Genomic DNA, 13,079 nt, shown 5'->3' on the forward strand with positions numbered 1-13,079 from the left:
GACATTGCCGTAATTTTTTGTTTAACTGGATTTACAATATGGACAGCTTGTGTTAAATAAAATAAAAAAATTCAACCGATTGCATAAATTGAAATTCTAGCTCTTTTTTACCTGTTTACTCCCTCTTAATAAGTCAATTTATTAGGTTTTATTTGCGAAAATTTCGAGAATTATAACTGTTCTTATAATAATGGCTTTTTTATTCGAATGGCGCTTAATTGGTGTTTATAGGCGTTTTTTATGTTTGCTTTTTAAATTTTTAGCTTACTGATTTTTGTTTTTTACCGTACTGTTAGTCGCTAAATTCCCATGTTTTTTAGGCTGATTTTCCTGTGCTATAAGCGCAACCAGAACATTCTGGTTTGAACATTTATACTACTAATATGCACAATTAAATCAGGAGGCGTTTATCAATGTAAATACCTTTATCACAACAATAATGAATTGGATTTAAAATTTACAGTCAGTTTTTTATAGCTTGTGATTTAACTATTCGCTGGCTGATTTTTCAATTGACACTGTAAGTTTTTTTTCTATTCGTTTTTAACCATTTATAAACCATTTTATATGAGAAGTGAAATTTTACAAACTTATGTAACATCGCGCTTGAAATTTTTCAGGTGCTTACCCAAAGTTATGCTGCTAACGGCGCTGGTATTTTCAGCAGTTATTGCACAGGCACAAACTGTGGTAAAAGGTAAAGTTGTTGACGAACAAGGTAAGGCAATGCCTGGTGTGGGTGTTCTTTTAAAAGGAACCAATACCAGTACCTCATCCCAGGATAATGGAAGTTTTTCTATTACCACCACTGGGGCAAACCCGGTTTTAGTATTCTCTTACGTTGGTTATACCAGCAAAGAAATTCTGGTGAAAGATCAGAGCACGATAAATGTTACCCTTCAGCCAAGCGCAGCAGAGCTTGCCCAGGTTGTGGTTGTAGGTTATGGTACCCAGCGTAAAGAAGCCGTAACGGGTTCTGTGGCATCAATTGGGGGAGACAAAGTTCGTGAAGTACCGGCTCCTAACATTGCCCAGGCTATTCAGGGCAGGTTAGCGGGGGTTAACATTTCCCAAACCTCAACTAAACCAGGTGCAACCATGCAAATCCTCATCCGCGGTCAGCGCTCACTTTCGGCAAGTAACGAACCGCTTGTTGTATTGGATGGAATCCCATTTCCTGGCTCTATTGGCGATATCAATCCTAACGATATTAAAAGTATTGATATCTTAAAAGATGCCTCTGCGACTGCTATTTATGGTTCAAGGGGTGCCAACGGCGTAATTTTATTGACGACCAACAGAGGCCAGGTTGGAGCGCCCGCTAAAGTTTCATACAACAGCTATACAGGTTTGCAAACCTTGTTTGCAAAATACCCGATGATGGATGGACCGGAATTAGTTGCATTGAGAAAAGCATCAGGAAAATTCACCACCCTTGGTGTGGATGAAGCAAATGATGTAAATACCGACTGGCAAGACTTGTTTTATAACAAAAGTGCTATTATGACCAGTCATGATTTGGGTGTAACCGGAGGTTCAGCAACCAGTAACTATAGTTTTGGTGGTGGTTATTATAAAAACCAGAGTTTAATTCCTACACAGCAGTACACGAGGTATTCGATGAAAGCCTCGCTGGATCAGCAAATAGGAAAGCTTTTCCGCCTTGGATTTACAACAAATAACAATTACAATATTAGCGAGGGCAATCAGGTTGGAATTTACGGCAACCTGGCTAATACCCCTATTTCAAATCCTTATAATACGGATGGAAGTTTAAAAAGGACTGTCAGAAGTCCGCAGGATGAAGCGTATGTTTTTACCAATGGAATTGTTAAAAATTTACGTGACCAGTGGTTGAATGAAACCCGTGGTTTTGCCACCTACAATTCATTTTATGGAGAGGTGAAAATTCCCGGAGTTGAAGGATTAAAATACCGTGCAAATCTTGGTCTGGATTTTATCCAAAGTAACAATGGTAACTTCACAGGTGTTGGAGTGGGCAGTACCACAGCCACTACGCCTTCAACAGCAGGGGTAAGTAATTCACAAACCTATCACTGGACGCTTGAGAATTTAATTACCTATGACCGCAGTTTTGGAAAACACAGCTTCAATGCTGTTGCTTTATATTCAGCAGAACAAAATAAATTCAATTCTTCTTCCATGACTGCCAGAGATATTCCTTCTGAAGCCTTCCAGTTTTATAATCTTGGACAGGCTAACGGAGAGTTGACGATCGGCAATGGACAATATAGCCTTACAGGTCTTGTTTCTTACATGGGCAGGATTATGTATTCTTATGATAACAGGTTCTTATTGAGTGCAACACTTCGCTCGGATGGATCCTCGCGTTTGGCGCCAGGATATAAATGGCATACTTATCCGGCCGTTTCTGTGGGATGGAATATGATGAATGAATCTTTCATGAAAGGCATCACGGCAATCGATAAATTAAAAATCCGTGTAGGTTACGGTCAGACTTCCAATCAGGCGGTTAATCCATATCAAACACTTGGTTTGTTAAGTCCACGTCCATATAATTTTGGTAACAACGCCTATTCAACCGGTTATTATTTATCTCAGCTTCCAAGCCCGGGTTTGGGATGGGAATACTCTGAAACCTGGAATTATGGTCTAGATTTTTCAATTTTGAAAAACCGCATTTCAGGTACCTTTGAATACTATGATACCAAAACCAAAGATATCTTACTTAATCTTGGATTACCTTCCACAGCAGGAGTAGGCGGCTACACTGCTAATATTGGCCAAACCCAGAATAAAGGATGGGAATTAAGCCTTAATGGTGTCATTCTTGAAAATCAGGGTGGCTGGACCTGGGATTTAGGATTCAATATTTCTGCAAACAGAAACAAACTTACAGCATTAGCTTCGGGACAAACACGTGATGAAGGAAATGCATGGTTTGTGGGCCATAATATTAATGCGATATATGACTACGAAAAAGTTGGATTATGGCAGGCAGGAGACCCATATTTAAATGTGTTGGAACCAGGCGGCAATGTTGGTATGATCAAAGTTAAATATACCGGAGACTATGATGCCAATGGCGTGCCAACCAGGCCTATCGGCGCTGCAGACAGACAAATTATTGATATTGATCCTAAATTTACAGGTGGATTCAATACCAGGGTTGCTTACAAAGGATTTGATCTGAATGTTGTTGGTCTTTTCAAAAGCGGAGGAACTTTAGTAAGTACATTATATAGTTCGGCGGGTTACCTTAATTTGTTAACAGGTCGTAGAAATAATGTTAAGGTAGATTACTGGACACCTGAAAATACAGGAGCAAAGTATCCTAAACCAGGTGGTATTGCCAGCGGTGATAACCCTAAGTACGGAAGCACACTGGGCTTTTTTGACGCTTCATTCCTTAAAATAAGAACCATATCGCTTGGTTATGATTTTAACAGGGATTTAATTAAAAATTCCAATGTAAAGCTCCGCATGTATGTAACGGTGCAAAATCCGTTTGTCATGTTCTCACCTTACCATGATGAGTCAGGTATGGATCCGGAAACCAATTCATTCGGAGATGAAAACCAGGCGGTAAACTCTTACCAGAGACGAATCTTAACTATTGGAACGAACACACCTTCGACGCGAAATTATGTTGCAGGTCTAAACTTAACATTTTAACATCATTTGAATATGAAAAATATACAAATAAAAGCCATTCTGGGTATTTGGTTACTGATGGTCATCTCTTCAGGCTGTTCTAAAATCCTGGACGAAGAACCGAGGAGCATCTTTACACCTGACTATTTAAAGACCGCGACAGGGGTAAACGGAGCATTAACCGGCATGTATGCACACTTACGAAACATGTATGGTCAGTCGTATTTTTATAATTCTTTGATTACCGGTACAGATGAAGCCACCTGGGGCAAAGACGCTGATGGAAACTTCAAAGACATGGACTGCTCTGGAGTAGGATCTATTTTATCGACCAGTTATCCGAGCAGTGTATTGTGGAGCGAGGCATTTCCAAACATTAACAATGCCAGTGGCATCATCGAAAATGCTGCTGCTGCCGGTGTTTCAAATTCGTTAGTGGCTGAAGCCAGATTTTTCCGTGCTTTTGATTATTTTCTTTTAGTGCAGACTTTCGGCGGTGTTCCGCTTGATTTAGGCGCCGGGGAATTGAAATTCAATACCAATCCATCAAGAACTTCTGTAAGAAATACAGTGCCTGTGGTTTATACAAAGGCAGTTTTTCCGGATCTTATTAAAGCAATTGCCGACCTGCCTGCAACAGGAAGAGTTACTGGCGGAGTAACCAAAGTAGTTGCGCAGCTATTTTTATCAAAAGCCTATTTAACGTATGGCTGGTGGTTACAAAACCCTAACAATATTCCAACTTATCCGGCGTCTGCAAGAACTGATCCGGATGGGCACGATGCGAACTGGTATTTCCAGCAGGCTTACGATGTTGCTACTAATGCAATTGAAAACCCAGGTGCATTTGGACTAATGGATACCTATTATGATGTGAATTGGGCGGTGAATGACCGTAATAAAGAAACGCTTTTATACGCTGATCATACGCAGACAAGCGAGAAATTTAATGGTGGAAGTTTGACAAATGGAAGTGGTGGTGCACCTGATAATTTCGCCGGTTGGATGATGACCTGGAACTATACGAATATCCGTAGTGGAGGCATCAGTTCCGTTCAGCGAGAAGCCGAGCAGCATTTAGGTCGTCCGTGGAACCGTATGGCGCCAACAGTTGAAGTATTAAAAAATACCTTCGCTGATAAAACATTGGATTCGAGATATGACGGTACTTTCACCACGGTTTACAGAGGTAACTGGCCTAAAGGCTACAATCCACCATCAAGTGCGCCGGCATCATTGGTGAATGCAAACGGGCTATCTGTAGTTCCCGGAGATGCAGTATTGACCTTTTTAAATACAGATGACCCTGCAATTGCTTACCCAACGGACGCTGGAATCAGTGGTATAGGAGCAGGTATTCTACCTGGAAGAGCTGATTATGTGGTGGCTCCGGGAGGAATCAGCAGAATCGTTTATCCCGGACTTTGGAAACTGGGCCCTTACCGCACTGACAATGGTACAGGACTTGGACAGCCAAATGCGGGTAGCACACGCCCGTTCCCGGTAGCTAAATTTTCTGAGCTTTACTTCGTTGCAGCAGAAGCAGCCGTAAAAGGAGCAACAACTAAAGCTGGTAAAAGTGCACGCGAGTTAATTAATGTAATTCGTGCAAGAGCTGGTAAATGGCGTTTTGATAATAATGGAAACGTTGTTAAAGTTCAGGATAACAGTGCAGCGATGGTTGCGGCTACTCCGGCTACCATAGATATTAATTATATTTTGGCAGAACGCTCAAGAGAATATTATGCTGAAGGTTACCGCAGGTATGACCTGATCCGTACCCAAAAATGGGCTGAGCTTTCTTCTACCTATACTATTGCCGGAGTCAACTATGGCGAACACACGCCACAGACAGTAACCCGTACCATCACACCAGCATTATATCTACGTCCTATACCTCAGACACAAATAGATGGCATGCAGATGAGTGCAGATGAAAAAAAGGCTTACCAGAATCCTGGTTATTAAAAAATATTTTGGTTTAGTTAGATGGGCGGCGTCAATTGATTCCGCTCATTCTTTTTTATAAAATAGCCTGGCTTTTCTGGCAGCCAAAAGATTTTTGGGTAAATGAAATCATCGTAATTTGATTCCTGTTCTTAGCTCATCTTTTCATTCAGGCATTCTAACCTACAGGTTTGCACTATCCGGAAATAAAAAAAACCAATAGCTGATGCAGTTTCCATATCTATAATTCGCTCAAACAAATAGCTAACTCAAAACCTAAATTATTACCTAATGCAAGCTAATTCTTTTAAAAAAAGCCAGATTTTCTTTTCGCTCCTTATCCTTTTCACTTTTTGGGTTGATTACACTAAAGCGCAGACAAGTTTGGGTTTGGAAAAACAATTTATTCATGATACCAGAAGTAATAAAGAAGATGTTGCACTAATAGAAAAAGGAAGGACAGCGAATATTTTTTATGATGCGGATGATTATAAGGGCGTTATAAGGGCAATCGGCGATTTAAGTCATGACTTTTTCAGCGTTTCGGGCGTAAAGCCTGAATTGAAAAGCGTTAAGCCTTCGGAGAAAGATGTTATTCTGATCGGAACCCTGGGTAAAAACAAACTGATCGATCAGCTCATCAATACAGGAAAGCTGAGTAAATCCACCATTTCAGGCAAGTGGGAGAGTTTTATCATATCAACTGTCAAAAACCCATTTCCTGGCGTTGATCAGGCATTGGTTATTGCAGGAAGCGACAAAAGGGGAACAATATATGGTATCTATGAATTATCTGAACAGTTAGGGGTATCTCCATGGTACTGGTGGGCCGATGTGCCGCCAAAAACCAGGAAAAATGCTTATGCTGTTTCCGGAAGTTACAGTTCAGGAGAACCTGCAGTTAAATATAGAGGCATCTTTATTAATGATGAAGCCCCGGCAATGACGGGATGGGCCAAAGAAAAGTTTGGTGGGATGAACAGTAAGATGTACACCCGTATGTTTGAGTTGCTACTTCGCCTGAGGGGTAATTACCTTTGGCCAGCCATGTGGGGTAATGCATTTAATGAGGATGATCCCGAAAATCCACGCCTAGCAGATGAATATGGCATTGTGATGGGCACTTCCCATCATGAACCAATGATCCGCGCACAACAGGAATGGAAAAAACACGGGGTTGGCGCCTGGAATTATGCTACAAATCCTCAGGGCTTAAATGCTTTCTGGCAGGAAGGCATCAAAAGGAATAAAAACTACGAAAGCCTGGTAACCATGGGGATGCGGGGAGATGGAGATGAGCCAATGGTAGAAGGTGGTGATATGGCATCCAATGTTAAACTGCTGGAAAATATAATAACCGACCAGCGCAAAATCCTTTCTGAAAATATGGAAAAGCCCGTAGAAAAGATTCCACAGCTCTGGGCTTTATATAAAGAGGTAAAAGACTATTACGATTTCGGGATGAAAGTTCCTGATGACATTACCCTGTTGTGGGCTGATGATAACTGGGGTAACTTAAGGCATTTACCAACACCCCAGGAACGCAAGCGTAGCGGGGGATCAGGAATATATTATCATTTTGATTATGTTGGTGCGCCAAGAAATTATAAATGGCTAAATACTACCTCCCTGCCAAAGGTTTGGGAGCAGATGAACCTGGCGTATAATTATGGTGCTGACCGTATTTGGGTAGTAAATGTTGGTGATCTGAAACCAATGGAGATTCCGATAGAGTTTTTTTTACGGATGGCATGGAACCCCAAAGCGGTGAACCGTGAAAAGCTTGCAGGCTTTCTGCTGCACTGGGCAACACGTGAATTTGGACCTGGCCAGGCGAAAGAAATTGCAGATTTGGTGCGCTTGTACTCCAAATATACAACCAGGCGCAAACCTGAGCTGCTGGGGCCGGAAACTTTTAGTCTGGTAAACTTCAGTGAAGCGCAGCGCGTGGCCACGGAATGGAGCGTATTGTACGACAGGACAGAGCAGGTGAATAACAAGCTGCCACAGGAGTATAAAGATGCGTTCTATCAATTGGTACGTTATCCGATCCAGGCGATGAAAACGGTGACGGACTTATATATTGCTGTAGGAAAAAACAGGCTTTACTTTAAACAGGGAAGGGCTGCCACAAACCTTCAGCGTAACCTTGCCCTTGATCTTTTTAAACAAGATCAGCAGCTTAGTGATGAATATAATCTTAAAATGGCAGGGGGTAAGTGGAATCACATGATGGATCAGGTCAGGATTGGTTATACAAGCTGGAATGATCCAAAGAAAAATATCATGCCCAAAACAGAAGAAATCCAGCTTTCTTCAAAATCAGGCTTTGGGGTAGCAGTTGATGGTTCATCCGCCAGCTGGCCATCTAATGCTCCGGCGTCTATGCTTCCGCGATTCGAATCTTTAAATAAATTTCAGTCTTATTTTGAAGTTTTTGCAAAAGGATCCGTTCCAATTAATTTCGACTTAAAATCCGATAATTGGATTCGTTTGAAAAAGGAAAGCGTTCCCGGAACAAATGATTATAGGGTAATGGTAGATATTGACTGGGCCAAACTCAGTAGCGGAAAGCATCAGGGTAAAATCCAAATATCAGATCAATCTACGCAAGTAGTGATAAAAGTTGAAGCCAACAAGGCAACACCTAAGCAATTGGCTGAAGCAAAAGGAACCTTTGCAAGTTTAGGTGCTCCGATTTCATTTGAGGCTTTTCAGGCAAGTAAAAAGGTAAGCAGGAATGGCATAAGCTGGGGAGCTATTCCCGGTTATGGAAGGGGAGATGCAGGGATGTCGATTTTTCCGGTCACCTCAGCCCCGCTGGATAAACCTGGTACCCCGACTTTAACTTATCCTGTTTTCTTTTCTAAAAGCGGTGAGGTTAAAATTGATCTGGTCGTTGGGCCAACTGTAAACTTCTCCCCGGAAGGGTTAAGGGTCGGAATTTCTGTAGATGGTGCAGCCCCTCAAATCCTCACCATCATAGCTAAACCTAGTGCCTCAGGATCTGATGCAAGTTGGGCAAACGCGGTCAGGGATAATGCAAGAACATTGACTTCTTCACATTTCTTTAAAGTTCCTGGCAGGCATACCGTAAAAATATGGATGGTTGATCCGGCAGTAGTGCTGGAAAAAATAATAATCTACCGGGATAAACTACCTGCTAGTTACCTTGGACCAGTAGAAAATGAGATGTTAAGATAGTTATTCGAAATAATTTAAGAAAAATTAATAAGGCTGTCTCATAATAAGTAATGTCATCCTGAGGGGTAATTTATTTATAAAAATCAATATAAATGACTGTATTAATCTACGCGTAAAAATCCCCCTAGTTACCGTCATTTCGAGCGGAGTGCAACGCAGTCGAGAAATCTAACTAAATAGATCTCTCCACTTCGCTTTGCTCCGGTCGAGATGACGACCGTGCTAATGGATTCGGTCTATGGTAGCCTGTTGAAGGACTTGTAAAAAAGCCTTTTTTGGGTGTTCGATACTTCGCCAAGCTCAGTACAGGCTAAGCTCAACATGATAAGATTCAAAATAAATTGATTTATGAGATAGCCTCTATTAGTTCCTATGCTTCTGAAAACGCAGGATTGATAGTATGTTCAATATTCGTCTACCTAAATAACAAGGGCGCAAAATTTTGCAGGCTGCGTCTCCAGGTAAGCCATTCATGTGCTGTTTTTGGAGATTCATAATAAGTGTACCTGACTCCTTGTTTGTCTAACATCGCCCTGAATGCGCCAACGGATTTAGGAAAGGGAGCTGGCTCTTTGGTGCCGAGTCCCAGCCACAATAACTTAAGCTTCTTGTTCAACTCAGTTCCACTTTTAAACTTTCCCTCCATAAATACATCCGGATCGATTACATCTGTGTTGGGATAATTTGAGGTACCACTGAAACCACCATAGTAAGCGAACTTATCCGGATTCTTCATCACGATGCGCATCGTTTGATTTGCACCCATTGAAAGCCCGGCAATAGCCTTGTGTTCCCGGTCAGCCAGGGTGCGGAAGCGTTTATCGATCATTGGAATCACTTCTTTAATCAGTACATCTTCAAAAATTGAAATGCCCTGTCCTTTTTCCGGTGCCTCCGTTGCTTCTGGTTTAAGCGCGTAACCATTATCCGTAACGATGATCATCGGCTTTGCCTTATTTTGTGCAATTAAATTATCAAGGATTAAATTTGCTTTTCCCTGATTAACCCATCCCGTTTCATCCTCAAAGCTTCCGTGTTGAAGGTACAGCACAGGGAAACGGGAATTTTTATTCTCGTAATAACTTGCCGGTGTATAGATGAAACACCTTCTCCAGGTTTGAGTTAAATTAGAATAGTAAATATTTTCACTAACCATACCATGCGGCACCTTTTGCAAAGCATAAAACGCTTCATCATAAGCCGGAACTTCAATACCGCTGCCCAGCCTCCCTGCGCCGTAGAAATAACGACTGTTAGGATCCGGAATTGAGGCACCATCCACGTTGAGCTGGTAATAATGGAAACCTTCGTCCTGCGGTGCGGATTCACCTGTCCAGAGGCCTTCCTCGTTTTTTGTCATCTCATATTTTTTTCCACCCAGATCCAACTGAACTTTAGCCGCCTGAGGTGCATATAAGCTTACCCTCACTTTGCCTTCATCGTTTACCTGGGGGAATAATTTGCCTGGCTGATTACTTTCAGCCGGTCTGAATGCTTTTAAATCAGACTTCAGTTCAGTCTGAGCTAAACAAACCTGGCTAAATAAACAGCCGGCAAATAAGAAAATAATATTTTTAGCTTTCATGTTTGATAATTAGCGCCTGTTAAGACCAAATAAAATTTATTCGTATGTCAGTCTGAGCGTAGTTGAAGACCATTTCAACGCATTAATAAAGTAATCGACCACGCTATCAATGATTTTATTTCGTAATTATTATTAATCAGCAGTTTAACTACCCTTGCATTTCCATCCAACTAGGCCATAGCACAGTATCCCCGTTCTACGTAAATCCGGCCTAACAAATTTTTCGGGCTGCACTGCCTAAGCCAACCTACTAGCTTCGAAAGAAAAATTTTCAGCCGGTGTTTTTTGTTTCTTTTTGACACCAAAAAGAAAGAAGCCTGTCCGGCTAGGACTAATAAGAACACCCCGTCCTACGGACACCCCTCTGAAAGAGGGGAATTACATATCGCACAGGCCAATAATCTGGTCGGCCGACTAATCTATTTAAATAATAGCGGCGCAAGCTCGCGCAGGCTCCGGCGCCAGGTCTGAAATTCGTGGCCGGTATTTTCCGAAACATAAGAAACGGCATTATAACCCGCTTCTTTTAATGCCGAAACAGCATTTTTTACGCCTTCAGGACGTTCTTTGCTGCCACAGCTAATAAAAATTAATCGCGGTTTTGCTTTGTCTTTAAGCTCAGAAGGGTTGTATGTCCCGCCACTAAGCAGCGCATAATAGTCAAAAAGTTCCGGTTTGTTTAGTGTAATGGTATGCGTCTCCATACCACCCATCGATAGTCCTGCCATGGCGCGACCGTTTGCGGTTGTCATAGTTGAAAAGTTTGCGTCTATATAGGGGATAAGTTCCTCGGTTAATAAGGTTTGAAAGCCATCGATTTTAAAGTCTTTCATGCGTCCCCATTTGGTTTCATTGGTCATTCCGTAGGTCATCACGATGATAAATGGCTTAGTTTTTCCTTCCGCAATCAGGTTATCCATAATCAGGTTCGCACGTCCCTGATTACTCCAGGCGGTTTCATCTTCGCCCCATCCATGCTGTAAATACAACACCGGAAAACGTCGTTTATCTTTGCCGTAGCCTGGAGGAGTGTAAACGTATGCCCTGCGTGAGGAATTTGTACTCTTTGAAGGAAAAAGTATTTGCTGCACATTTCCATGGGCTACATTTTTATTTGCGTAGAAATCTTCATCCTTTGCAGGGATTTCAATTCCACTTTCCCATCGGGATGAGCCAAAATAGTTCATAGCGCCGGGATCATTAAATATTCCGCCATCAATTGTCAGATGATAATAGTGGAAACCCTCATCCATTGCACCCGAAGTGGTACCGGTAAAAAATCCGTCAGCAGTTTTAGTAAGCCTGGTTCCTCCCTGCCCTCCAAGACCAAGGCTTACCCTGATACTGTCTGACTGAGGTGCTTTGATGCGGAACCGGGCGTAGCCTTGTGAATTAACCTGGGGGAATTGTTGGCCTGGCTGATTGGTTGCAGCAGGTTTAAAGTCTTCTTTAATTGGCTCCGGATTGTTTTGAGCCTGGCATATGCCATAGCTAAGGCTTACTCCTAAAGCAATTATAATAAATTTGAATTTCATAATATTTGGTTATTTAAGTTATTTCAGACCCGCTGTCTTTGATATTCAGAATTAAAACAGTTTCTTAAAGATAATTGATGTATTTATAAAGGGTTGCTTAAATTGTTTAGTTTCCTAGTAGAAATGTTTAACATCATCAATTACGAGGATATTTATTTTGATTAGGGAGTTATTTGGTTTTGATAATTAGTGTTTTAGGTGATTTTCAATACATAAGTCAGTATGTAACTTTGAAGATACGTTGAATCAAATGTTTGGCTTTCGAAACGAACAAAAAAAGGCGGCCTGTAAACAGACCGCCTGAACCAAAATATAATTCTTTTTTTATTTGCTAAGGGAGGCTAATGCATTTTCAGTGTTTAAGCTGGTTTTTGTATTGGCTGCAACAAATTTGTCCATCACCAGCTTTTGTCCTTTGCCCATTACCAGCATGTGGTCGCCGGTTGAACCGCTTAAGGTTAAATCAGCGTGGTCTTCAATCACCGTATACAATCCTTCAGTTTGTGAGTTTAAATCCAGTGATGCATTTCCGCTTAGAAAAACCTGCAGGTATTGTGTATTGATTTTACCCTGTGTTTTTACTTTCGCATTATCCATTGCATGGATGCGGTAAATCTCATTTACATAAATGGTAAGTTTCGCGGTGCTGTTATCCAAAGAGGTAATCTCTAAGCCATCTCCGCTCTGCATAACCTTAACTTTGCCGGTATTTTCATCTGCATAGCTGATGCCGGTACGTTTTCCCTGTATAATGGTCAGCTCTACATTTCCTTTCACTTTGATGCGTTTGAAGCTCAATGCTTTTGAAGCATGAACAGGTTTGATGGTTTCATTTGCATGTGCTGATAATACTGCTGAAGTAGATAATACCAATGCTAAAGATGATGCGAATAAGGTTTTGAATAAAGTTTTCATATGCTTTGAGTTTTAATTTTTATACTGTTTTTATTGTTGTTTTGATAGTAAGACGTGCAAGCACCGGAAACGTTTCAGCGCAAATCGCAGCATTATACCAGCCTGGGAAGCTAATCGACCAACGCCCGGAATTTAAAGACAAAAAGAGGGTGGTCGCCGTAAGTTTTCTACAGGTTCTTTCCTGAGTGGATGAATGAGATTTCTTTTTACGTTTTCTACAATAGATAAAGTGAATTGTTATTTAACGCAGTTTTTTG

Annotated in this window: 6 protein-coding genes; 3 read left to right on the top strand and 3 right to left on the bottom strand. The window is 41.4% G+C overall.

Annotation, left to right across the window (positions count from 1 at the left end; translation table 11 throughout):
* Positions 1-567 precede the first annotated feature (567 nt).
* The 3 genes from BCL90_RS01320 (at position 568) to BCL90_RS01330 (ending at position 8,787) form a co-directional block, all read left to right on the top strand.
* A complete protein-coding gene (locus tag BCL90_RS01320) occupies positions 568-3,657 on the top strand; it encodes a SusC/RagA family TonB-linked outer membrane protein (protein WP_121282164.1) in 3,090 nt (1,029 codons plus the stop codon).
* A gap of 12 nt (positions 3,658-3,669) precedes the next feature.
* A complete protein-coding gene (locus BCL90_RS01325; RefSeq protein WP_121282165.1) occupies positions 3,670-5,604 on the top strand; it encodes a RagB/SusD family nutrient uptake outer membrane protein in 1,935 nt (644 codons plus the stop codon).
* Positions 5,605-5,874: 270 nt separating this feature from the next.
* Positions 5,875-8,787 carry a glycosyl hydrolase 115 family protein gene (locus tag BCL90_RS01330; RefSeq protein ID WP_121282166.1) on the top strand — a complete coding sequence of 971 codons (2,913 nt, stop codon included), beginning with the start codon at positions 5,875-5,877 and terminating at the stop codon, positions 8,785-8,787.
* A gap of 415 nt (positions 8,788-9,202) precedes the next feature.
* Here the strand turns inward: BCL90_RS01330 and BCL90_RS01335 are convergent, their stop codons facing one another.
* From BCL90_RS01335 to BCL90_RS01345, 3 genes are all read right to left on the bottom strand, one after another.
* Positions 9,203-10,372 carry an alpha/beta hydrolase-fold protein gene (locus BCL90_RS01335; RefSeq protein WP_121282167.1) on the bottom strand — a complete coding sequence of 390 codons (1,170 nt, stop codon included), beginning with the start codon at positions 10,370-10,372 and terminating at the stop codon, positions 9,203-9,205.
* 419 nt (positions 10,373-10,791) lie between these two features.
* Positions 10,792-11,907: an alpha/beta hydrolase-fold protein gene (locus tag BCL90_RS01340; protein WP_121282168.1), complete on the bottom strand. Its 1,116-nt coding sequence runs from the start codon at positions 11,905-11,907 to the stop codon at positions 10,792-10,794.
* Between the two features lie 324 nt (positions 11,908-12,231).
* A complete protein-coding gene (locus BCL90_RS01345) occupies positions 12,232-12,822 on the bottom strand; it encodes a GIN domain-containing protein (protein WP_121282169.1) in 591 nt (196 codons plus the stop codon).
* Positions 12,823-13,079: the final 257 nt, after the last annotated feature.

The sequence above is a fragment of the Pedobacter alluvionis genome (assembly GCF_003664035.1).
Lineage (GTDB): Bacteria > Bacteroidota > Bacteroidia > Sphingobacteriales > Sphingobacteriaceae > Pedobacter > Pedobacter alluvionis.

Bases quoted from the DNA above. Each gene is read 5' to 3' on its own strand.
- BCL90_RS01340 (WP_121282168.1), bottom strand. From the start codon at position 11,907: ATGAAATTCAAATTTATTATAATTGCTTTAGGAGTAAGCCTTAGCTAT.
- BCL90_RS01345 (WP_121282169.1), bottom strand. From the start codon at position 12,822: ATGAAAACTTTATTCAAAACCTTATTCGCATCATCTTTAGCATTGGTA.
- BCL90_RS01335 (WP_121282167.1), bottom strand. From the start codon at position 10,372: ATGAAAGCTAAAAATATTATTTTCTTATTTGCCGGCTGTTTATTTAGC.
- BCL90_RS01320 (WP_121282164.1), top strand. From the start codon at position 568: ATGAGAAGTGAAATTTTACAAACTTATGTAACATCGCGCTTGAAATTT.
- BCL90_RS01330 (WP_121282166.1), top strand. From the start codon at position 5,875: ATGCAAGCTAATTCTTTTAAAAAAAGCCAGATTTTCTTTTCGCTCCTT.
- BCL90_RS01325 (WP_121282165.1), top strand. From the start codon at position 3,670: ATGAAAAATATACAAATAAAAGCCATTCTGGGTATTTGGTTACTGATG.